General features: G+C 45.8%; 21 protein-coding genes. 7 read left to right on the top strand and 14 right to left on the bottom strand.

Going from position 1 to position 23,978, the window contains the following annotated elements; all coding sequences use genetic code 11:
- Positions 1-52: 52 nt before the first annotated feature.
- The 3 genes from xdhC (at position 53) to AB4161_RS05335 (ending at position 3,497) form a co-directional block, all read left to right on the top strand.
- Positions 53-934, top strand: a complete 882-nt coding sequence (xdhC, locus tag AB4161_RS05345) for a xanthine dehydrogenase accessory protein XdhC (protein WP_136982330.1) — start codon at positions 53-55, stop codon at positions 932-934.
- Positions 935-993: 59 nt separating this feature from the next.
- The gene (gene guaD, locus AB4161_RS05340; RefSeq protein ID WP_372082954.1) at positions 994-2,328 is read left to right on the top strand and encodes a guanine deaminase; all 1,335 of its coding nucleotides are present in this window, start codon (positions 994-996) and stop codon (positions 2,326-2,328) included.
- A 287-nt stretch (positions 2,329-2,615) separates the two neighbouring features.
- Entirely contained in the window at positions 2,616-3,497 is an 882-nt protein-coding gene (locus AB4161_RS05335; RefSeq protein ID WP_372082953.1) for an AEC family transporter, read from the top strand.
- Here AB4161_RS05335 and AB4161_RS05330 read toward each other — a convergent pair.
- From AB4161_RS05330 to puuE, 9 genes are all read right to left on the bottom strand, one after another.
- Positions 3,494-4,018, bottom strand: coding sequence for a hypothetical protein (locus AB4161_RS05330; RefSeq protein ID WP_050632517.1), 525 nt, complete (start codon positions 4,016-4,018; stop codon positions 3,494-3,496). The genes AB4161_RS05335 and AB4161_RS05330 overlap by 4 nt on opposite strands.
- A gap of 267 nt (positions 4,019-4,285) precedes the next feature.
- Positions 4,286-4,759, bottom strand: coding sequence for a GrpB family protein (locus tag AB4161_RS05325; RefSeq protein ID WP_372082952.1), 474 nt, complete (start codon positions 4,757-4,759; stop codon positions 4,286-4,288).
- A 16-nt stretch (positions 4,760-4,775) separates the two neighbouring features.
- Positions 4,776-5,015, bottom strand: coding sequence for a hypothetical protein (locus tag AB4161_RS05320; RefSeq protein ID WP_017086627.1), 240 nt, complete (start codon positions 5,013-5,015; stop codon positions 4,776-4,778).
- 230 nt (positions 5,016-5,245) lie between these two features.
- Positions 5,246-5,683, bottom strand: a complete 438-nt coding sequence (locus AB4161_RS05315) for a hypothetical protein (protein WP_004732861.1) — start codon at positions 5,681-5,683, stop codon at positions 5,246-5,248.
- A gap of 348 nt (positions 5,684-6,031) precedes the next feature.
- Entirely contained in the window at positions 6,032-7,348 is a 1,317-nt protein-coding gene (locus AB4161_RS05310) for a urate hydroxylase PuuD (RefSeq protein WP_061037654.1), read from the bottom strand.
- A 14-nt stretch (positions 7,349-7,362) separates the two neighbouring features.
- Positions 7,363-7,923, bottom strand: coding sequence for an ureidoglycolate lyase (locus AB4161_RS05305; protein WP_004732859.1), 561 nt, complete (start codon positions 7,921-7,923; stop codon positions 7,363-7,365).
- A 14-nt stretch (positions 7,924-7,937) separates the two neighbouring features.
- Complete coding sequence (gene alc, locus AB4161_RS05300) at positions 7,938-8,924, bottom strand: allantoicase (protein ID WP_017069066.1); 987 nt, start codon at positions 8,922-8,924, stop codon at positions 7,938-7,940.
- A gap of 123 nt (positions 8,925-9,047) precedes the next feature.
- Complete coding sequence (gene uraD, locus AB4161_RS05295) at positions 9,048-9,563, bottom strand: 2-oxo-4-hydroxy-4-carboxy-5-ureidoimidazoline decarboxylase (protein ID WP_372082951.1); 516 nt, start codon at positions 9,561-9,563, stop codon at positions 9,048-9,050.
- Positions 9,564-9,589: 26 nt separating this feature from the next.
- A complete protein-coding gene (puuE, locus tag AB4161_RS05290) occupies positions 9,590-10,525 on the bottom strand; it encodes an allantoinase PuuE (protein ID WP_372082950.1) in 936 nt (311 codons plus the stop codon).
- A 425-nt stretch (positions 10,526-10,950) separates the two neighbouring features.
- Here puuE and uraH point away from each other — a divergent pair, with 425 nt between their 5' ends.
- The 4 genes from uraH to AB4161_RS05270 all read left to right on the top strand — a co-directional run bounded on the left by uraH (position 10,951) and on the right by AB4161_RS05270 (position 16,424).
- Positions 10,951-11,304 (top strand): hydroxyisourate hydrolase, encoded by a 354-nt coding sequence (gene uraH / locus AB4161_RS05285; RefSeq protein ID WP_017083063.1) that lies wholly within the window; start codon positions 10,951-10,953, stop codon positions 11,302-11,304.
- A gap of 512 nt (positions 11,305-11,816) precedes the next feature.
- Positions 11,817-13,160 (top strand): NCS2 family permease, encoded by a 1,344-nt coding sequence (locus tag AB4161_RS05280; RefSeq protein WP_016795479.1) that lies wholly within the window; start codon positions 11,817-11,819, stop codon positions 13,158-13,160.
- Between the two features lie 224 nt (positions 13,161-13,384).
- The gene (locus tag AB4161_RS05275) at positions 13,385-14,836 is read left to right on the top strand and encodes a nucleobase:cation symporter-2 family protein (protein ID WP_372082949.1); all 1,452 of its coding nucleotides are present in this window, start codon (positions 13,385-13,387) and stop codon (positions 14,834-14,836) included.
- 226 nt (positions 14,837-15,062) lie between these two features.
- Positions 15,063-16,424, top strand: coding sequence for an 8-oxoguanine deaminase (locus tag AB4161_RS05270; protein ID WP_372082948.1), 1,362 nt, complete (start codon positions 15,063-15,065; stop codon positions 16,422-16,424).
- 116 nt (positions 16,425-16,540) lie between these two features.
- On the opposite strand, the gene manA is transcribed toward AB4161_RS05270, so the two are convergent.
- From manA to AB4161_RS05245, 5 genes are read right to left on the bottom strand one after another with little or no spacing between them, the layout of a single operon-like run.
- The gene (manA, locus tag AB4161_RS05265; protein ID WP_372082947.1) at positions 16,541-17,728 is read right to left on the bottom strand and encodes a mannose-6-phosphate isomerase, class I; all 1,188 of its coding nucleotides are present in this window, start codon (positions 17,726-17,728) and stop codon (positions 16,541-16,543) included.
- A 43-nt stretch (positions 17,729-17,771) separates the two neighbouring features.
- Positions 17,772-18,935, bottom strand: a complete 1,164-nt coding sequence (locus AB4161_RS05260) for a glycerate kinase (protein WP_372082946.1) — start codon at positions 18,933-18,935, stop codon at positions 17,772-17,774.
- 14 nt (positions 18,936-18,949) lie between these two features.
- On the bottom strand, positions 18,950-19,570 hold the full coding sequence (locus tag AB4161_RS05255; protein ID WP_102393999.1) for a fructose PTS transporter subunit IIA: 621 nt from the start codon (positions 19,568-19,570) through the stop codon (positions 18,950-18,952).
- A 3-nt stretch (positions 19,571-19,573) separates the two neighbouring features.
- Entirely contained in the window at positions 19,574-21,274 is a 1,701-nt protein-coding gene (locus AB4161_RS05250) for a sugar phosphorylase (RefSeq protein WP_102394000.1), read from the bottom strand.
- Positions 21,275-21,284: 10 nt separating this feature from the next.
- Entirely contained in the window at positions 21,285-23,942 is a 2,658-nt protein-coding gene (locus tag AB4161_RS05245; RefSeq protein ID WP_372082945.1) for a glycoside hydrolase family 38 C-terminal domain-containing protein, read from the bottom strand.
- Positions 23,943-23,978 lie beyond the last annotated feature (36 nt).

Below are 23,978 nucleotides of genomic sequence, written 5' to 3'. Positions count from 1 at the left end.
TTAGAGCACCTATAAATAGCTTAGGAAGCATAGAAGGGATTTAGGAGGACGTATGTTTAAGGATAATTGGATTCACGAACTGGCAAAACTGGAAGAGAACTACGAGCCATGTGTAATGGTGACGGTGCTCGAAGACAGAGGTTCCGTTCCACGCGATGCGGGCACCAAAATGCTTGTCACTCGTGACCGAATCATCGCCACGATTGGTGGTGGTCACCTTGAACATGTGGCCACCAAAATGGCGCGCGAGATGCTGATTGCCAGCGAAAAATCGCTCAAAGTGGAACGCTTCAACCTAGGTGCTCGTTTAGGCCAATGTTGCGGTGGAATGGCAACACTAAGCTTTGAACCGATTGGCACTCAGCAAAACCATCTTGTACTGTTTGGCGCAGGTCATGTTGCCAAGGCGCTGCTGCACATTGTCGCGACTCTGCCCTTCCGTGTGACCTGGATTGATGAACGTGAAGAAGTGTTCCCTGAAACGCTGCCACACGGTGTTAAAAAGCTTGTCTCAGACGACCCAGTCGGTGAAGTGAAACACATGCAACCAAACAGTTATTACCTTGTGATGACCCACAACCACCAGCTCGATTTTGACCTAACCAAAGCCATTATTGACCGTGAAGACAGCCGTTACTTTGGCATGATCGGCTCGCTTACCAAGCGTAAGAAATTCGACTTCCGCTTAGAGCAGCGCGGCTACAGCCAAGAACAAATCGAAACCATGCTTTGCCCGATTGGCATTAGCGCCGTGAATGGCAAACATCCTGCCGAAATTGCGGTATCGGTTGCGGGTGAACTGATCGCACACTATCAAGGCCAAGCGCTTGAACAAAAGCGCCCAACCAAACAATATCGAAATCAGGGTTTGACCGATCAACACAGTCAACCAAGCGACGTAGGCGAACCACCATTGGAAGAGAAGATCGCCTAACACAAGTCGCAAAGCTTCAGTGGCCATAACGTCGCTGAAGTCATTAAAAGGAAGTAAACATGACAACGCAACGCAAAGCTTATCGCGCCAGTATTTTACACAGCGTCGCCGACCCAAAAGACGTCGGCATCGATGAGTCTTACGACTATTTTGAAGACGGTGTTTTAGTGGTTGAGAACGGCCATGTCGTCGACTTGGGCCATGTCGACGAGGTATTGGCTCGCCAACCTAAAACACTCGAAGTCAAAGAATACAAAGACAAGCTGATCACCTCTGGCTTTATTGATACGCACATCCACTACCCTCAAACAGGGATGATCGCGTCTTACGGTGAGCAACTTCTTGATTGGTTAGAGAACTACACCTTCCCAGAAGAAAAGCGCTTCAAAAACCCAGTCTACGCACACAAAGTGGCGAAGCTATTCCTAGACGAACTAGCAAGCAACGGCACAACCACGGCACTCGTGTTCGGCACGGTACACAAAGAGTCGGTTAACGTTTTCTTTGAAGAAGCTGAGAAGCGCAACCTACGTATGATTGCGGGTAAGGTTTTGATGGATCGCAATGCGCCTGATTACCTCACCGACACGCCAGAATCTGGCTACGCCGACTCCAAAGAACTGATTGAGAAATGGCACAACCGCAGCCGTTTGCTTTATGCCGTGACACCTCGTTTCGCGCCAACCAGTACACCAGAACAATTGGCTACCGTTGGTAAATTGCTAGAAGAGTACCCAGATGTGTATATGCACACGCACCTTTCTGAAAACGAGAAAGAGATTGAATGGGTAAAAGAACTGTTCCCAGAGCGCGACAGCTATTTGGATGTGTATGACCACTATGGCCTACTGCACAAACGTTCGGTTTTCGCCCATGGCATTCACTTGTCTGATTGCGAATGTAAGCGCCTAGCCGACACGGAATCTGCCATTGCTTTCTGCCCGACCTCTAACCTGTTCTTAGGCTCAGGTTTATTCCGATTACCAGAAATGGAAGAGCACGGCATTCGTGTTGGTATGGGGACTGATGTCGGCGCAGGCACTAGCTTCTCAATCCTACAAACCATGAGTGAAGCCTATAAGATCATGCAGCTTCAACATAAGAAATTGCACCCAGCTAAGTCGCTATTCTTAGCCACATTAGGTGGTGCACGTTCACTGCATTTAGAAGACAAGATTGGCAACTTGGAAGTAGGAAAAGAAGCCGATTTCGTGGTGTTGGACTTACACGCCACACAATTGATGCGCTTTAGAATGGAACAAGCGACCAAGCTTGAAGAGAAGCTATTTGTATTGATGAGCCTGGGTGACGACAGAACCGTCAGCGAGACTTACATCTACGGCGAAAAGGCCTACGATGTGAACTTCAAAGATTACAAGAAGCTCGTTAGTTAGGCTTAAAACCGAGTAACAATCGCTAGACAGCGACAGCCGTCGTTAATTAAAAATCCGTCCAGATTTATCTAGCCTTGAAAGACCAGTTGCTGATGCCACTGGTCTTTTTTGTGCTTCATTCAAAGAAATATAAATTAACCGTTCACAAACAACGATCTTCGGTGACGCCAAGTCATTATATTGATAGGTTAATGTTTATACATATCGACTTCATACTTCACTTTAGCGTCTCTCTAAAACATTCGTTTCTCAGCTAAATGGAAGCACTCAATCTAGAAAGGAATTCTATGTTCGAACAGGTCGTCAGCATTCTGTTTCCCGTTTTTGCTTTAGCCAGTGCTGGCTTTGCGGTGGGTCGTTGGCTCAAGCCCGATTTCAAACCGATCAATCGCATCAACATGGATGTGTGTATTCCTGCGCTAGTGTTTGCCTCGCTGACCACCATGCCTCTCGACACCGAACAACTGCCACTCATCACCGCCTCTTTGGTCGCGGTGTTGGTGCCCGCTTTATTGATGATACCAATCTGTAAGATCTTTAAGCTCAACTTCAAAGCTTGGGCGCCGCCACATATGTTCCGCAACAGTGGCAACCTGGCCATTCCCCTGTTCACCTATACCTTTGGTGAGAGTGCATTAGCCCCTGCGGTATTGCTGTTTGTGGTATCGGCATGCGTGCACATTAGTGTCGGTTTATCGCTACTAAGTGAAGGTAATCCGATCAAACAGATCCTCAAGATGCCGATATTCTTAGCCGCAGCATTAGCGATGACGCTCAACCTATCTGGCATTGCAGTATGGAATCCAATCTACGAAGCCACTTCACTGCTTGGACAAGCTGCTGTCCCAATTATGCTGTTGTCGTTGGGTTCGCAAATGGTGAACTTGAAGCTAAGCGGACTCAAAGTTGGCTTGCTGTGTACGGCTCAATCGCTGTTTACTGGTGCCATCGCCTTCGCCATCATCTACTTCTTTATCCCGCTGCCAACGCTGCACCTACAAATGATGGTGCTGTTCACCATGCTGCCACCTGCCGTGATGAACTACCTGTTCGCTGAACGGTTCAATGTCGAGCCGCCCAAGGTCGCGTCCATGGTGTTGTTCGGCAACTTCCTAAGCGTGGTTACCTTGCCTATTTTGCTGTCGTTCGCGCTGTCTATGTCGAACTAATTATTTGCGCACTTATCCAGTTTAAGCTCTGCCGTCACTTTAGTAAGGCGCAGAGCAATAGCGAAACAGACTAAGTAAGGACTTACATACCAGAAGAGGCTTTCTAGTGGCTGCTTCACCTGCGCTTCTCTGGTTTTTATGTATTGGTTTTTCTGCTTCTCATACTGACTCAGCATACCATCCACCCACACGGCATCGCTTTCAACCAGCGACACGCTCGGCGCAGGAACCGTAAAATCCGATGCGTTGGGTAACAGGGTAAAATCGACATCTTTGAACGTGATTGCCGTATTCAAATACCACAAACACGCTTCGTGGTGCTGAGCGTGACTATCTAAAGATGGCTGGCCGGTGCAGGTATCACTTCTTAATTTATCCAAAGAAAACTGCTGAACCGACTCTAAAATCGCCACCGCTCTGGTTTGTTCGGTTTCAACCCAATCGCCCGCTACTTTCGCACGAATCTCAGACACCGCACCCAGCATCCCGATACCCGCCAAGAACGGCCATAAATAATCCATAAGCTTCCACTTGCGTCGGCTCAAGTTGAACCCACACCAAATCGGAAGATGAAAAAGGAGCGTTAGCCCAAGCGATAGCAAAACGAAATTCAAGGAGCTAGAGAGCATGAGTTCGCTATCAAAGAAGTTCTTCATAATGAGAGACTTGCCTGTGTAACAAAGAGAAATTTGATACTAGGTTCGATATTTGAAAAGAGTGTAAGAGGAAAGTAAAAACAGCACAAAAAGTTAGGACTTGGATGAATAATATCCAATCGAAACTTGTCGTTATTTCAAAGCCAGCACATGCTCGATAAAAGTCGACTTCTTTCCACGGTACTTTTCTTGAGACCAACCTTCACAAGACATTTTGAGGGTGTTGTATTGCTGAACTAATGCCGGATTCGCACGTAGCTTGTCGCGAAACCTTAGAAAGCATTCGAACTCAGAACCGTTGGTCACCACTTGCAAGGCCACATCATCCCCTGATGTAGACTCCAACATACACAGTTCCGGCGTTCTTAAGGTATCGAGTTTCTCTGTAAAGCCGAGTGTTGCGAGTCTCTCTATAACATCCTCAAATTCGCCAAGTTCAACACCTACGAAAATATCTAGATCGCCCTTAGACACGGCAAAAGGAATAGAAGATGCACCTACGTGCTCAACTCTCGCATTAGGGATTAGCTTTTTGATGTCACGTTCGTATCGGATAAACAGCTCGTTGCAAGCCGCTTGGTATTGTTCCGCGGGGTAAAATTTCATATATCCTCACTCCGAATCACAAACTATTGAAGACACCAATTGCTAACAGAAGTAACACAATGCTAATAGCTCCGATATAAGAGATTCTGGTTCGCTCTTTTTCAGTTGGAATCAATGGGGGGAAGCGCCCTAGTGTGAATACTTTACAGACTATCCAGCCAGCTCCGTAACCAATGAACTCAATCAAGATCGACTGAAACAGATACCTAAAGAATGAGCTCAATGCTCTAAAATACGCGACTATCAAGTCTTCCATTTTTTGTCCTAACTAAAGTCAATTTGGACTAAAAGTGCCATGGGTAGAGATTCATATCAAGAACCTTATACAGGACTGCGCACGCAATGAATCAGTTTAAACGTAAGTACTTACTATCGACATGCAATGACTCACAGAGCTTCCTTGCTAAACGATATAGCTAAAAGACTGTAAGCCACCTATGCGAGATACCAAGCTTAAGTAAGTTCTCTTCAGCTGTTTTTATCTCGCTAGCTACCCATAATCGTATTTAATAACGCTTCAAAATCTACGCTTGATACGCCCTCAATAACTTCATTAAGCCAAGTTGTGACAGTCGCAATATTGGCTATTGAAGATAATTTCCTGGAAATAGAAGACTTCTCTATTTCTTGTGTACGTAGTTCTTTATCTGGAATGCTAGCGAATTGATTTAGTTCATTCGCAAACCCTAGCCTTTCTTGAGGTTTTGATTCAGACAACGCTTGAAGAAATTTTTCATCGGTTGAGCCAGCAACAATCCCCATGCCATTGTTAAGGAAAGTAGTTGTATCCATTTCAACTTCTACACCTTCTCCTAAAAGCATACCGATACCATTTTCTTCAAAATGGCAATCGCTCATCTTAATCGTTGTTTTCGGGTGTTGAGTTGAAGTTGGTTTCTTTCTAAATGGAATAACGTTACTCATTAATGGTTTCCTATATGCCTAGGTCAAGTTTAGGTGGATGCACACTTGATATTTCAATACAGCTTTAACTTTAATAAGAATAATCAAGTAAAATTGTTAGCATAGGTAACATAAAGATTTGATTACACCAAAATACTTAATAAAACCCAATTCTTCGAACTCTAAACCACATATGCACCTAGAGTCACCAACTGAATGATAAATCTGCATTACCTTTGTCCAAAAACAAAAAGCCCCGGTTATATGAACCGGGGAAACAGGGTGGGATGAGTTTGGCGCGTGCCCGTAAACCAAACTCTCCCCAAGCCTTACCTAAGACTCATGCTCTTAGGTGAAGGATTCACATCATTATTGAAGCGTAGCGCCTTGCTCTACCCAAGTACCGATCAGTGCGCGTTCTTCGTCGGTCATTTGAGTCATGTTGCCGAGCGGCATCACCTTGGTTGTTACGGTTTGAGCAACAATCCTTGGGACGTTGGCTTTAATCTCTTCTGGGGTATCAAACATCACACCACCAGGTGCAGCAGCAAAAGCAGCATGGCTCGGGGTTGATGAGTGACACACAGAACAGCGCTCTTGAATGACTTTGTTGATAGTTTCAAAGCTGACGCCTGCGCTAGCAGTTTGCATTGCGTGGTCTGCTGGTGCGGCCTGAGAACTAGTCGTTGAAGCGGTGTCGTTTGCAGCAAGCTCTTCTGTCGCTGATTCAGTCGCGCTGACTTGCACTTCTTGAACCACTGGTGCTTGCACAACCGGAGTCATCTGTTTTTTCGCATAAGGTGAGGTAACAAACGCAAGCGTGATCATACCCAGTGCTGCTACTGGTATTGTCCATGCAAACTTCTGGCTACCGTGGCGGGTGTTGAAGTAGTGACGTACCAAGATACTGAAGATCGCTAAACCAGCAAGGATCAGCCAGTTGTATTCCGAGCCGTAAGTGCTTGGGAAGTGGTTACTGATCATGATGAACAGCACTGGCAGTGTCATGTAGTTGTTGTGACGAGAACGCAGTAAACCTTTCGCTGGCAGTGCCGGATCCGGTTCGCGCTTCTCTTCAATCGCTTTCACCAAGTTACGCTGTGCAGGCATGATAACGCGGAATACGTTACCCACCATGATGGTACCAATGATCGCACCAACGTGGATGTAAGCACCACGACCACTGAACACTTGGGTTAGACCATAGGTCGCAGCAACGAGCAATACAAACAGCACAACGCCAAGCAGTACGGGTGTTTTACCTAATGGTGAGTCACACAGTAAGTCGTAGATAAACCAACCGGCAACGAATGAACCAATACCAATCGCGATTGCCGTTGTTGAATCAAGACCAGAGCCCGGTGCAATCAGGTAAATCTCAGCGTTGAGGTAGTAAACCACACCCAGTAGACACACACCGGTGATCCACGTGAAGTAAGCTTCCCATTTGAACCAGTGCAGGTGCTCTGGCATTTCTGGTGGCGCAAGTTTGTACTTCTCTAGGTGATAAATACCACCACCGTGAATTGCCCATAAGTCGCCTGAAAGGCCTGTTTTTGGGTTTACTCGGTTAAGGTTATTCTCTAACCAAACAAAGTAAAATGATGCGCCTATCCACGCAACACCAACAATCATGTGAGCCCAGCGTATTGCTAAATTCAACCATTCTGTAATATGCGGATCCATAATAAACTCCTGTATCACAACGCTTTAGCTAAGCGTTGCTCTTCCTTATTGTCGTCCGTTGGCAAGTCGTCCAAATGCAATGCCACGCGATCGCTGTCGAAATAAACTTCGTCACAGTTGTGCCCTTCGCCGCCTCGATCGACGATCAAGAACTGGTCTTGATCGGTGAGGGCGAGAACTGGGTGATGCCACACCCCTTTGTGATAGTTCACTCCTTGACGGCCGTTGCTCAAGAAAGCTCGGCTATTGGCTAATGTTGGATCGTCGCCTTTTGGCGCAACAACAATTAAATAGGGTTGACCAAGTAATGGAATGAATGCCTGAGAGCCAAGTGGATGACGCTCTAACATTTTGATGGTCAGTGGGTAGCTCAACGGTGTGGCCTGGAAGATGCTGATGATGGCTTCTCCATCTTGGTCTTGCACATCCGTTGTCGCTAGCTTGTGGTAGCGACGTGTTGATCCACTATTGATCATGAAGAAATCACTATTATCGGACTCGATAACATCGCCAAACTCTGCAAAAGCCTGCTTGGTTAACGGTTCGATAGATAAACGACGTATTCCATTACTCATACTCATTTCCTTACCTATTTCGCTTTCGTACCAAACAGACGCAAACGGCTGATACCACCATCTGGGAATATGTTTGCACGTACGTGGGTAATCGCACCAAGGTCGTTAACCTCAGAAATGAATTCGTGAATTTCATGTGCTTGCAGTTTTTGTGCTGGCAAGAGTTCACGCCAGAATAGGCTTTGTGTTTCAACTTGGTCGTCGGTGCCACCTTTCACGTAAGCCGCTTGAATTGAGCAGCTGTCTGGGTAGTTACCTTTGAAGTGTGCCGTATCCACAACGATACGTTCGATATTACCTGGGTGGCCTAATGCCACGATTACCCAGTCGTTACCCGGTGTACGACGACGTGCTGTTTCCCAGCCATCACCCATGTTTTCACCGCGCCCAGGGCCTAAGATGTTGGCTTTGTTGCCATAATGTTCATCGCTACATGCGAGTGCTCGGCCACCGTGCTCAACGGCTGCTAGGTCAACTTGTTGCTGAGAGTCTATTGCGTCCCAATCCACGCTTGGTCGGCCATAAACACGTAAGCGTGCGACACCGCCATCTGGGTAGATGTTCAAACGTAGGTGCGTAAATACTTGGTCGCTTTCGATGTCTTCAAGATGATGATGATCGCCTTGTAGTGCCATTGAAGGCAGAATCTCTTGCCACTCTGTTGAATCTGTTGGCTCACCTTGTGGTGAATAACACGCGTCAATTGATGCCGAAGGTGGGAAGTTACCTGTGAAGAATGAGGTATCAATATCAACGCCAGCAATGGTGCCAGCTAGGCCAAGGCGAACGACACAGTAGTCGTAACCTTCGCCGCGTTTGCGTCTGCTTTCCCAGCCGTCCATCCACTTGCCGTTGTCGTCATATAAGTCGTCTTTCCACTCTGGCGCTGCGTGGCTGAGTAGACGGCTTTTATCTGCGAAAAAATCGTCGGTTGCGAAGATAGCTTCTGCGCCGAGTTTTTCGTCTGCAAGGTTTATGTACTGTTCAAATTTATGGGTCATGTCCGTGTAATCCTATGAAATTAATCAAGTAATAATAAAATGAGAACTTAGTGGCTTATGTTTTTACAAATCAAACCTTTAACGCACTAACACTGGGCTGAGATAGCTGTTAACTCCGTTAACTTACATATCCCAGAGACGAAACATCGCGATCTTGTTGATCTCTTGAATCGCCGTAGCAAACTCAGTTTCACTATCATTTCCTAATCGCATCTCGAACGACTCAAGAATTTGGTAACGATTGGCTCCCTTCACCGCCATGATAAAAGGGAAATTGAAGCGACTTTTGTAGCTGTTGTTGTAAGAAGTGAATTTTTCAAATTCTTCGGCGCTGCACTGGTCGATGCCCGCCCCCGCTTGTTCTTTGGTCGACGACTCGGTGAGTTCGCCGTTTACAGCTGCTCTGCCCGCTAAATCTGGGTGAGCATTGATCAAAGCCAACTGTTTGCCTTGGTCGGCATTTAACAAGGTCGATGCCATTTTCAGATGAAGATTCTCGATATGGTCATCTTCGGCATTCAAACCTTGGTCATACACCACTTCTGCAACCCACGGGCTGTGTTCGTAGACATCAGCAAAGTGAGCGACAAAGGTATCGCGTTCCATGGTTGTTGGTTGGCATGATCGAAATTCAGTCACGTATAGCCTCCTTGCTTCTCGCTTCGTTATTTTTTCTGTTGATAATTAGCTTGTTGTTGGTACGGGTGATGTTGGTGCCAGTGGTTGGCGATATCGATTCGACGACATAGCCACACGCTGTCATGCTGTTTTACGTAATCTAAGAAACGTCTTAATGCAGCAATACGACCGGGACGACCAATAAGACGACAATGCAGTCCTACCGACATCATTTTCGGTGCGGTTTCGCCTTCCATATAAAGGGTGTCAAAAGTGTCTTTTAAATACTGGAAGAACTGCTCACCAGAGTTGAAGCCTTGCGCTGTTGAAAAGCGCATATCGTTTACATCGAGTGTGTAAGGGATCACCAGTTGTGGATCACCGGTTTCGGTGTGCCAATAAGGCAGGTCATCATCATAGGCATCGGAGTCGTAAAGGAAGCCGCCCTCTTCTGCTACCAAGCGACGCGTATTTGGCCCCGTTCGACCGGTATACCAACCTTGTGGTCGTTGACCCGTCACTTGTTGGATAATCTCAATCGCCTTGGTCATATGATCACGCTCTTCTGACTCATCAATGTATTGATAGTCTATCCAGCGATAACCGTGGCTACAGATTTCGTGACCTGCTTCTACCATGGCTTTCGCTACGTCTGGGTGACGCTCAATGGCCATGGCAACCGCAAACACAGTCAGTGGGATTTCATATTCATCGAACAAGCGAAGAACACGCCACACACCTACACGGCTACCATATTCATAGATGGATTCCATGCTCATGTGACGTTCGCCTTTAATCGGCTGTGCTGACGGGATCTCTGAAAGAAAAGCTTCAGACTCGTCGTCTCCATGTAACAAACAGCGCTCACCGCCCTCTTCATAGTTCAATACAAAAGAAACCGCGACGCGCGCATTACCTGGCCATTGAGGGTTTGGAGGGTTAGCTCCGTAACCGATCAAATTTCTTGAATAATCCTTATTCATCCAAGTACTCCTAACATAAGTGGTTGGCTTAGCCGCTCTTTAGCTGGTTCATCAATATGATTCTTCTATTGGTGATTCCGCTATTGGTTATTTCAAAACCGAGTAACCTTACCCCTGTACATTTATTGTATACAATTATTTATCTCAATGTAAAGATTTTGTTATTCAAGTTAATTTTCCTTATTCAAAACATTTAAAAACAACACTTTAACAATACAACCCTCGACCAAAAACCAATAACCCACATCTAAAAAGTCAGAAAAAACGACTAAATAGTTAACATTTTTCCAACAATTTGCTTTACTAATTGTATACAGTTCGTACATAGTTAGTGATAACAAAGTGACCAGTTGCATTCTTTGCAGGGTCGAATTACACAGATAAACCACGGAACAGAGGAGCGCCAAAAGCGCTATTAAAGGACTATGGGAAGACTAACAACACACGTATTAGACACTACTCACGGCTTACCGGGTGCAGAGATCAAGGTCGAGCTTTATAAGGTCAATGAAGACTCAACAGAAAAGTTGGCGACGGTAATCACTAACTCCGATGGCCGAACCGATGCGCCGATTCTGGCAGGGAATGATTTCCGACCGGGGAAATATCAATTGGTATTTTACGTAGCCGATTACTACAGAAGTAAAGGCGTGGAATTGGATGGCGTGCCTTTCCTAGACGATGTTGTTATTCGCTTTGGTCTAGATGATCCAGAAGCGCATTATCACGTTCCTCTTCTCGTCTCGCCTTACAGTTTCTCAACCTATCGGGGCAGTTAGTCCCGATGCTTAGAATCCCGATCTAGGCTCTATCACCCAATAATAAACAGATTCATGCGTGCATCTAAAAAGATGCGCGCTCAGTAGGGTCTGTTGACCTTTCGAGCTGATTTTTGCAGCGCTTTGTGGAAAATTTCTACAAGGCAGAGGCTTTGATGTGTAGCTAGCCTACATGAGAAGCCGATAACGCAGTAGAAATGAACCACAAAGGCTGCCCGAAGGGTTCGGCTAGAATCGTTTTATGCTTTGTTAAGAAGTATTTACTTAGAGTGGCTAGGCTACATACTCCTTGCCGCGCCTAAAACGATTCTATCTCGAACAAAATTTAACCGCGAAAGGTCAACAGACCCTCAACACGCTCATATAAAAATACTAACAACGTTATTAGTTAGAAGTTGATGACTAAAGAACAGATAACTAAAGAAATAGCGGCTAGGAAAAAACCTTAAAACTTAATATTGAAATCTCGCTGTATTCAATAAATGGATCACAACATAAAAGGACTTGCTGACATGAGTGAGAGTAAAACAGAAATACTCAACCAAGATGCGAATAACGGAATTTTAGAGAAACTCTTTAAAATTAAGGCCCACGGAAGCAGTGTGAAAAATGAGTTGGTCGGCGGTGTCACCACCTTCGCAACCATGGCTTACATCATCTTCGTTAACCCACAAATTATGGCCGCATCGGGTATGGATGCAGGCGCGGTATTCGTCGCAACCTGTATTGGTGCTGCGATCGGTTGTTTATTAATGGGACTATTTGCGAACTGGCCTGTCGGCCTTGCGCCGGGCATGGGCTTGAATGCCTTCTTCTCGTTCACGGTAGTAAGCGAAATGGGCTACAGCTGGGAAGTGGCACTGGGTGCGGTGTTTATCTCAGGTATCTTGTTTGTCGGGATGAGCTTCTACAAAGTCCGCCAATGGATCATTGAAAGTATCCCTGTGAGTTTACGTTACTCCATGACTGCGGGCGTTGGTTTGTTCTTAGGTCTAATTGGTCTTAAAACAGCAGGCATCGTCGTCGAAAACCCAGCAACACTGGTATCACTAGGTGACTTCACTAAACCTGAAGCGCTACTGGCCGCTATCGCTTTCCTTATCATCGCTGTTCTTAGTGAGCGTAAAGTATTTGGTGCGGTGTTGATCGGTATTTTGAGTGTAACGCTCGTCGGTATGATGCTTGGCTTAGTGCATTACAACGGCTTCTTCGCGGCGCCACCAAGCTTAGCGCCTACGTTCCTAAAAATGGACATTATGGGCGCTCTCGATGTTTCAATGATCAGCGTTATCTTGGCTTTCCTTTTTGTAAACATGTTCGATACCGCGGGTACTTTGATGGGCGTGGCTGAGCGTGCAAACCTAACTAACCCTGAAACAGGAAAAATTGAAGGCCTAAGCAAAGCGCTTAAAGCCGACAGTATCTCAAGTGTGGCAGGTGCGTGTGTGGGTTGTCCGCCAGTAACCAGTTACGTAGAAAGTGCAGCGGGCGTTGCAGCAGGCGCACGAACAGGCCTATCTGCGATTGTGGTTGGGGTGTTGTTCTTAGCGGCAATTTTCCTATCTCCACTTGCAGGCATGATCCCAGCTTACGCAACCTCTGGCGCGCTGATTTACGTAGCATTCGTGATGATGAGCAGCATGCAGCACGTCGATTGGAAAGACTTCACTAACGGTGCTCCAGCCGCGATTACCGCACTAATGATGCCACTGACCTTCTCTATCGCGAACGGTATCGCATTGGGTTTCATTACCTACACAGTGCTTAAGTTGGCGACAGGTAAAACCAAAGATGTGTCTATCTCGATGTACTTCCTAGCGGCTATCTTCATCGCCAAGCTAGTGTTCATCGGTTAACCCTAAAGCTCCTGAGCAGTCATTTCTTGATTGCTCACAACGTTGCTTGGCTGGTTCGCAAGCCAAGCAACAACATGATTTTTAAGAAAGCTAATTGCATTGATGACGAGAGAGCAGAAACCCTACCGATTCAGTGCACTTTTTTATGACCCTACGCAGTTTGTAGAAGTCATTATTTGACCGCCAATCGCCTGTAAACGGAAACACAGGCAGAGGAATATCAAATGAAACTTCTGTACACCCTAAATGAAAGACCGCCTCACGGCTTAACCTTCCTACTCGCATTACAGCACATGCTCGCCTCGATTGGTGGCATCGTCGCTGTTCCCCTTATTGTCGGCGCGTCAATTGGCTTGCCTAACACCGAAATCGTTTCGCTGATCAATGCTGCACTGCTGGCGTCAGGTATTGTAACCGTCGCTCAATGTCTCGGTTTTGGCCCTGTTGGCATTCGACTGCCCGTGGTGATGGGTTCGAGCTTCGCCTTTTTGGGCGTCGCCATTTCAATCGGTAACGAAGGTGGCGTCGCCGCGATCATGGGCTCAGCGCTTATCGGCTCGTTCGTGGTGATTGGTGCCAGCTTCTATATGGACAAGGTTCGGAAGCTGTTCCCTACCGTGGTAAGTGGTGTAGTGGTTACCTTAATCGGCTTAACCATTTTACCGGTTGCCATGAACTGGGTCGGAGACTCTCCTGCCAACACAGAACAATTCGCCACGCTGCCAAAGCTGTTTCTAGCACTGATCTCTTTGGGGATTGTGGTTGGCGTATCGGTTTACTGTAAAGGCGCAGTTGCCGCTTCGGCCATCGTGATTGGTTTAGCGGGCGGCTACATTGTGGCGCTATCGCTCGGCATGGTCGACCTTGAGCAGATCGGCTCTGCCGCTTGGGTTGGTGGCCCAGAACCTTTCAAATACGGCTTTACCTTTTCTGCGAGTGCCATCATCAGTATGAGCTTGGTGTACATCGTGGTTATCGCTGAAGCAACGGGTGACTTCATGGCACTCGGTAACAACTGCCAAACCCAAGTATCCGGTAAAGACTTAAAACGTGGTCTTCTAGGCGATGGCCTTGGCAGTACCTTATCTTCAATTTTAACGGCAATGCCATTGGCGTCATTCAGTCAAAACGTCGGCATTGTAGGCATCACAGGTGTAGCAAGTCGTTATGTAGTGGCTGCAACCGGTGGTTTGCTAATTTTAGGTGGTTTATTCCCGAAATTAGCCGCTATTGCCGTCACGATTCCGAAACCTGTTCTAGGTGGTGTGGGTTTTGTGATGTTCGGAATGATTGCCTACGCGGGTATCCGCATGTTGATCAAGGCCGCAGACACTAAGCGAAATGCCTTGGTAATCTGTGTTGGTTTAGCGTCTGGCTTAGCCGTCACTTTCGAACCAAGGTTGCTGCAACACTTGCCGCATGACCTTGCGAACTTTCTTCACTCTGGCATTACAACAGGCACCATCATGACGGTTCTTCTAAACCTTGTGTTGCCGAAATCTTCACGAGCAGAAGAGCAAGAAGCGCTGGCCGAAAGCCAAGCGCAAGTTGAATTAGAAATGAAAGAACAAGCTGAAGAAGAGTTACAGTCAAACGACCAATTAGAGATTCAGCAAGCAAGCACAGAAACAGATGTTCAAGCGGCATCAGAAAATCCTGAGCCCAAAGCGAACTAGCTAGCTAACTCTCGAACTAATTAAGTCTGGAACTAACTAAGTCTCAAATTAACTGAGTCTAGAACTAACTGGTTCACTGACTAACGTAAAACCGATTTTCACAGAATCAGGGAATGATTAGAGCATTGAACGTTTTAACGCCCTGATTCGAATTTATCTTTCAACAGCAAATACCAATAAAGACCCTCTTCCCTGAAAAGGCTGAGATGGCTAAGGACTACTATGAATGGAAACCATCTGGATTAAGAATCCTCTCGCAATCTACACTGGCTCACTAGCTGATGCAGAAGGCGGTATTGTCATTAAAGGTAATAAGATCATTGAATTGGTTGGTAAACACAAAGAACCAACCTTACCCGTAGATTACAGCGTCGACGCTTCTCGTCATGTTGTGACTCCTGGGCTTATCAATGCGCACCACCACTTCTATCAAACCCTAACGCGTGCCTACCCTGGCGCACTCAATAAAGAACTCTTCCATTGGCTACAAAGCCTATACCCTGTTTGGGCCAACCTCGATTCTGAAATGATGAGCCTTGCTACAGAGCTAGCGCTAGTCGAGTTAATGATGTCGGGCTGTACCACCGCCTCTGATCACCATTACTTACTACCGAATGGGCTTGAGCACGCCATCGATTTACAAGTCGAGGCGGCAGAGAAGCTTGGCGTGAGAGCGATATTTACGCGCGGCTCCATGAGCCTAGGGGAAGATGAAGGTGGGCTACCTCCACGACACACCATTCAAACCGAACAAACCATTATCGATGACAGCCAACGCTTGATCCGCGATTACCACCAGCGTGATGAAGGGGCGATGATTCAAATCGCACTCGCGCCTTGTTCGCCGTTCTCAGTCACCACCGATCTAATGAAAGAGACCGCCAAGATCAGTGAGCGTGAGAACGTGATGATGCACACTCACCTATGCGAAACGCTCGATGAAGAGGACTTCTGTATCGAGAAGTTCGGTCTACGCCCTGTTGATTACCTAGAAGATGTGGGCTGGCTGAATGAACGCACTTGGCTTGCACACGGCATTCACTTCAATCCAGAAGAGATCAAGCGCTTGGGTAAAGCAGGCATTGGCATCAGCCACTGCCCTACTTCCAACATGATGCTGGCTTCTGGTATTTGTAAGAACAACGACCTTGAAGCAGCTGGCGTAAAAGTTGGGCTAGGTGTTGATGGTTCGGCCTCAAACGACGGCTCTAATATGATTGCCGAAGTGCGCATGGCGATGTATCTACAACGCCTGCAATATGGTTCCGCCAACGTTTCACACTTTGATGCATTGCGCTGGGCGACATCCGGTTCTGCCGCGGCAATGGGCAGAACCGACATTGGTACACTAGAGGTTGGCAAACAAGCCGATATCGCGATGTTCAAGCTCGATGATATTCGTTTTTCTGGCAGCCACGACCCACTGGCTGCATTACTACTTTGTGGTGCTCAACAAGCGGATAAAGTGATGGTAGCCGGAAAATGGCGAGTTAACGATGGTGCCGTGATTGGCGTAGACATGGAGCGACTGATGCACCGCCACCATGCAGCTGCAATGAAGCTAGGTAAACTGGCGATGAATAACTAGGTACACGCCAACTAGAAAAGCGAAAACAAAAAGGCCGACATGATGTCGGCCTTTCTTGTGTCACTAGAGAAATTGAGTGATAACAACTGGATGCTTTCGACTAGACAAATTTCGACTTAGTTGTACGCTCGAGCAAGTATTCCCTGTCCCTGATATTCATACATTCCAGCATCGTTACTGATGAACACTGACTCACCTGAACTCAGCATTAACTTGTGCTCTTTAGTTGAAACCGTTACCTCACCACCGATACAAAATAAAATCTCTGCGCTCCGTAGATACTGTTGGCAGACCTCTTCGTTCACTGACAAGATGTCGAAGCCGAAATCATCAACAGGTATAGGGAAACTCAACTTGTCTTCTTTCTCGATAGGTTTCAGTTTGATGCCTTCGATATCCGTCGTTTCAAAACACGTATTATCAATCAATTCAGGTACATCGATAAACTTAGGAGTGAGACCTGCACGTAACACATTATCTGAGTTCGCCATAATCTCTAGCCCAGTACCTTCGATATAAGCATGCGGGGTTTCGGCATGCAAAAACATTGCCTCACCCGGTGCAAGCTCGATTGTGTTCAACATGAGTGGCGAAAATAAACCAATATCATCGACATAATGCTGTTCAAAGCCTTTGCTGTACTGTAATGCTTCTCGCCCCATAGCAGTCTTCGGTCTACGTTCATAAGCCGAATACAGCTGCTCTAGCGCTAACTTTTTTCGCTCACCTTCAAGTGTCATCACCGAGGTAAAAAACACTTTCAAGCCTTCGCTGTTGGGACTAATTGCTAGTGCAGAGATCTCAATATCCAGTGCGCTAATTTCGGCTTCTTTAAACAGCTCTATAATTTGCGGAATAGGCCTAAAACCATTCATAGCTTTGTAGAAAGTCAGCGCATAAACCAGTTCAGGTTTATGGTTAGGATCTTTGTAGTTTCGATTCGATGCATCCAAACTAATGCCTAGCTTATTCTCTCGTTCAAAACCAAGCTGGGCCTTTTTCTTACTTGGGTGTACTTGTATCGATAGAGGGGTTTCTGCCGCGAGAACTTTAAACAAATAAGGTAGTTCGCCGAACCTTGCTTCCGTGTATTCCCCAAACATTCCCTTGCTATCTTGGCTTAAAACCTCCGATAGCAGCTGGCCTGTATCAGCAACTCTTGAGCAGCCTCTAGGGTGAGCCCCCATCCAAATTTCAGCTTGAGGTTCGGAATTAGGATTTTGAATATCAAACAGCTCAGAAATAGACTGTTTACTTCCCCACGGATAATGCTGAATAACATTATCTAATTTAAATAAAGACATAGATATTTCTTTGTATCACTTGCAAGTAATCAAACTTAGTCAGCTACTTAACATTAATCATTGACGCACCCAACTTGAGGGTAGCAGCGATATTTCGAGATGTTTGAGTCACGTTCATGCTCGCCTCTTGAAGCACTTGTTCAAGGCTCTGTGGTGAGCGAACAGTGGCAAAAGCACTGTCGATTGTGGCGTATAAATCATCGATTTCAGAACCTAAAGAACCTGCAATTCCAATCACTGGAATCGACTTCGCCTTAGCTCGCTTAGCAATGCCAAATGGCGTTTTACCTTGCAGGGTTTGGTTATCCATTTGGCCTTCGCCCGTAATCACCAGATCAGCCTGTTCTAGAACTTTATCAGCGTCTAACGCATCTAAAATCATCTCAATCCCAGGCTTAATTTGAACATCAAATAACAAGGAGACACCCAAAGGGGTGCCACCCGCAGCTCCAAACCCAGCGCTAGAACAACGGTCGACACCAGTTATTGAGAAAGCAACCTTGGCAAAGTTAGATAAACAACGCTCTAATTCAGCAATCAAACTTGGAGACGCTCCTTTTTGAGGACCAAACACCTCACTAGCTCCATTACCCCCAACAAGTGGGTTCGCAACATCGCATGCCACTATGAATTCCACTTGCTTACAACGGGGGTGAACACCAGACAAATCGATGCGGGCAAGATTAGAAAGCGCAGCACCGCCTTTTGGTAATTCGTTTCCTTCTCGATCCAGTAGCTTTCCACCTAAAGCCTGTACGATACCAGCCCCACCATCGTTGGTTGCACTACCACCGAGGCCAAGCATTATTTTGCTCACACCTAGATCTAATGCTTCACATATGAGCTCGCCAGTACCATAGGTAGTGGTCACTGCAGGGTTACGTTGAGAAACATCGAGCAGATCTAAGCCTGATGCCGCCGCCACTTCAATTAAGGCAGTACTGCCGTTATCAAGTAGCGCCCATTGAGCCGTCACACCACAGTCGAGTGAATCTAACTTTAGCGGCCCGGTCACTGGCGAAAGTCTTATCTCGCCCTCTAAACCTTGCATCAATACATCAACCGTTCCCTCACCACCGTCCGCGAGAGGAAGGTGTACGTATTCAGCTTGTGGAAATACTTGAACAAAACCTTGTTCAATGCATTCACAGACCTGCTTAGCTGTCAGCGACTCTTTAAATGAGTCTGGAGCAATCACTATTTTCATCGAAGATATTCACTCTAGAGCAGTAAGAACAAAAACGCTGAAATGACCAGGCCAATACCTAAAACCACCGGGTAGGCTATTTGACTAATGTCCTTCGCCATTTCAGGCTCTTCTTGCTTCTGAGATTCAGAGTCTGACTTTGCTTCACTGTGAGTATTGCTCGCGTCTTGAGAACAGTCGTCCTCTGAACCGAGCAACTTCATAATCTGTTGAGTCGAATTCGCGGCCAATAACTCATCACGGAATTCATCGTCTACAAGAGAAGACGTCAATGTCGTTAACACTTCCATGTGCGTAGATCCAGCTTCTGCTGGCGGGATCGCAATCAAGAAGATCATATTGACGGGCTCATCACCATCAATACCCTGCCACATCAATTCATCTTTAACGAAAGCACAGGCAAACACAGGCTCAATAACCGCCGGAGATTTACCGTGAGGGACCGCTAAGTACTCACCCAGAGCTGTTGGCCCCTCTTCTTCACGATGCAATACAGCATCTAAAAACTGCTGTTTATTTGTTAATTTGCCAGCTTGGTCGATCTTGTCAGTCAATGCGTTAATAGCTGCAAATCGGTCATCGAACACCGCATCTAACAGAATTAAGCTTTCGGACGTTAGGTTAGATAATTTCATGCGCTATTCCTTATGACTCTTCAGCCAAACAAATTGAAACGGTTTCAATGTAAAGACATTTGCTAACTGCTCACGACTAATCAAGTCATAACCACTTGCATCAAGGCAAATCTCTTGCGGCGCCTCACTTAAGTTCAGAGCAAAGCGAATAGATTCATCTCCTTCGCCGCGCTGCAATGCAAACACCTTTTCACCTAGGTCTAGAACTTTTTGGCTCATAAGTGGAGAAAATGCAGGCTGAGTTTTACGCAGCTTCACCAACTCAACCATCTGGCTATAAACTTGTTGGCGCAATGAGCCTGCTTCGGCTAGCTCCGCCTCTAACTCGTCTAAACCGAACTTCTCACGATTGATTCTGCGGTTAATACCCGATTCAACCATCCCGTTAATATCATTCTCACTGCCCAGTAAACTGTGATAGTAAATCGCAGGCACACCAATAAATGAAAGCAAGATAGATTGAGCCGCCAAGAATTTTCTCGCTTTCTCATCATCACTATCGGAAGCTTCAGTTAATGCACTTAAGTAATTGATATTCAACTCATAAGGAGACTGAGACCCATCACTGTTGTTTTTATAGTTTACGCGACCACCTTTACGCTCAACCTGTTCACACATTAACAAACGATCTTCATTGGTCAGGATCCCTTCCGTTGGACGAACACCGACACCATCATGGCTCGCAAGGAAGTTAAAGTAAGTTGTCTTATTCCCTTGCTGCAGTGAAGCCATTGCTTCTTCGGTTAGGCCTTTCGCCCATTCGGTCAATACAGAACTGTTTTGACTCATGAATGCATGCAGAGTCAAAGGCGGAAGCGGGAACTGATACACCATGTGTGCTTCATTTCCTTGTCCGAAATACGAAATATTTTCCTTGTGTGGCACATTTGTTTCAGTGATTAGTAACGCGCCAGGAACCGTCTCATCAAAGATGATTCGCCATAGCTGGATAATCTGATGTGCTTCCGGCAAGTGAATACACGTTGTATTTAATACTTTCCAGATAAAACCGATGGCATCTAGGCGTATTGAACGGCCGCCGTTTACTGCATACATCAATAAAATATCGATACTTTCTAGCAACACTTTCGAGCTTCGGAAGTTGATATCAATTTGGTCTTCAGAGAAAGTAGTCCACACATGAGATGTCTCCCCCGAAGCCTTACTAAATGGTGTAAGGAGCGGTAAAGCGCGGGGGCGCGTAACACTCGAGTAGTCTAGGCTTGGGTCAGACTCAACAAAGTAATCTTGGTATTGCGTATCACCTGCTAAGTAACCTTGAAACCAATCACTGCTTTTTGAGATGTGATTGATCACACAGTCGTACATCAAATCAAAGTTCTCAGACAAAGCATTGAGGTGTTCCCAGTCACCCAACTTCTCATCGACCTTTCGGTAATCGACCACACTAAAGCCATCATCAGAGGTGTACGGAAACATAGGTAGAATATGGATATTGCTGATTGAGTCTTTTAGGTACTTATCAGCAAAACTTTTCATACTGCTCAATGTTTTTTCGTCGTTACGAGCAAAGCTGTCACCGTAAGTAATCAGGTAAGATGTATTCTCATCAACCCACGGTGTGTATTGTGGAGCACTTGGCTTCCATTTCTCAATTAAGGCTAAGATCTCTTGCGTTACCGAGTGTGCTTCTTCTTCACCATAAATATCGGCGACTTTGTTGAAGAGTATTTTTTCAATCATATCTTTGTCCTTATTGAGCAACGGCAAACGTTACGCGTAAATCGATGCTGTTGTTTGGTTGAACAACGGCTTTAGGAATACTCTCAACGCTTGTTGAGTCTGCGTACGTTTTTGGCTGTTCTCGGTAATCCACCAGCTCAACTTGCTGAAACTGTTCAAACGCATTTAGTTCTAGTTCAACGACTGAAGGCGTAGGGTTAAACAATCGAATGATCACCGCATCTTGTTTATAGAACGAGTGCCCGATACTTGATAGTTCAAGCGGCTGTTTGAGTGAAAGCAGGTTAAATGAAGCCAAACGCTCACGTGAATCAAATCGAACTTGGAAGCGCTCTAATCGATTCTCAAAACTGTTCAACATTTGCTTTTGATAGCTAAATGGTGCGTCAAGGTATTCGCGCTCTAACCGACGAATTGTGTTGTGCTGAGCATCTTTCGTTAATGCCAAAGCAAAACTAAATTGCATGGATTTTTGTAGTTGTGCATCAGGAGTGTGTACTACGGTATTATTGATGCCAGAAGCACGACCTGGTCGCCACGCTAAGTCATCTTTACCAAGTACACCAGTACCCTTGAAGAGGGTGAGTGCGATTTTGTCTGAGCATTGCCCCTTGATGATTTGAAACTCTTTAAGCCCACTACCATTAATCACAACGGCTTTATTTGGCTCAGCTAACGCCACAGCACCTTCAGTGGTTTCGATATCAATAGGGCATTCTCGGAACTTATCCTTCCAACCTTCAATTGACGGCGCAATTGAACGCTCCATCAATGCAAATGGCTGGGTGCTAATCGAGGTGTTGGATTGAACGTCAGAATTAACTAACACACGCACTCGGTGATCTTTCGCCTGGTTGATCGTTGTGATGTTGACTATTAGCTGCTCGCTGCCATGGCTAAGCGTTAAGCTAATTTCAAACGTCGCCTGATGATCGTTCTGATTCGCAGTTCGGGCGCTAAGATCAAATGGAATATCGAGTGTCGCGCGCACTAACATCACTTGCTCAGTTTCACCTACCCGCGTTTCGATAAGCTCAATAGCGTGGTTATATAACGGTGTATCTCCTCGCAACGGTGAGAAATCATAGGAGTCGCCATCATCAGCTTGTTCTTCAAATGTAAGAAGTCGAGGAATAACGCGATTAGCCTTTTTATCGACTAACTGAAGCTGGCTTCCCTCACACGTCAGCATCATTACTTCATTTTCAATCGATATTTGCTTACGTACTTCCACTTGACGATTGATCACGTCACATGGCTGTACTTCAAATACTTGGTATCCCATCGCTGGTAAGTCATTAACTGAGATATTCAACTCGAAACGATAGTAAGGAGGAACCGCAACTTCTTTTTCACCGTCTTTGGTAACTTCAATGACCTTGCCACCATCTAACGTCTCTCGCTTAATCACTTCGATAGCACATTGTTCGTTGCCATCTGAGATTGCGATGCTTTCATGCGAACTAAATACCACGGCCTTAACAAGCCCTGTGTATGGTTTAATTTGGCCGTTGAACAACATCAACTCATTATCATGGCAGCTACTAGCAATCTCTTTGATAACAAGGTTATACAAACCGTGGCAAATTTCTTGAGCCTGCTTTAAGCGATGCATAATATCGGCATTGGTCGCATCACTATTGCAGCCACCAATACTATCGTGCGCATGACACTCAAGAATCTTCTTCCAAGCGATATCTATCAGCTCTGTATGGACAGTAATACCTTGTGCTTTCGCAATTGCGATGACAACTTCAAGCTTCTTAATCAAAAACTGCTCTATATCGAAATTTAGCTTTTTAATGTCATATCTAACTGAGCCGATCGTCTTATGAATTCGAGCGTAACGCGGGGCTTTAAATTCACCTTTATAAGTCTCAAAGCTATCGCTGTTATCGCGTAAAACATCAACAAATGCTTCCATAGAAGAGATCGCATATACGTCTTGCTCCGGTGAGCGATGCGAGGCAGCTTGTAACGTTTTAGGGAGCTCAGGATCAATATTCACCTGATCGCCACCAGATGGAATAAGCACTTCACTCAAGCCAGAGAGAGATTTGATTTTCTCGACCATTGGGAAGATTTTCTTGTCTAGATGATCAGGGGTCGCCACCATGTTTTTAGCTGCGCCATAACCATGGACAAGGTTATAAGCATAAATCACATCCCCGCCCGCAGAACGCCAATTAAAATTAGAACGCTCTACCTGTTGGTCATAATCAATTCCGCGCCAGAAAATAATATTATCGATTCCCATGCCTTTAAACAAAGTCGGCATTTGTGCGTTATGGCCAAACGTATCAGGTAGGTAACCCACCTTCATGCTATGCCCTAAACTTTCCGCAATATGCATACCGTATTTAAGATTACGAATGATCGACTCACCCGCCACATTATAGGTATCGGTCTGTGTATACCAAGGTCCTATAAATAGCTTCTTATCAGAAACGAGTTGTGCCAAGCGATCACGCATGTGCGGCAGGACTTTAAGATAATCCTCAACGATAGATGATTGACCATCTAAGTGATAACAACTGTACTCAGGCTGAGTTTCCAACGTTTCGATAACTTTAGTGAAGTTATACGTAGCCAAAACGTCACTGTCTTGCTGAGTAAAATACCACTCACGATCCCAGTGCGTATGTGGAATTACATGAATTTTAGCCATTGATTTATCTCGACTTATCTAAATTTTCAATTGAGG

It is taken from the genome of Vibrio sp. 10N.286.51.E5 (assembly GCF_041469125.1).
GTDB classification, from domain to species: Bacteria; Pseudomonadota; Gammaproteobacteria; order Enterobacterales; family Vibrionaceae; genus Vibrio; species Vibrio crassostreae_C.
The sequence above is the reverse complement of the archived record's forward strand: the minus strand, read 5'-3'. Positions and strand labels throughout refer to the sequence as shown.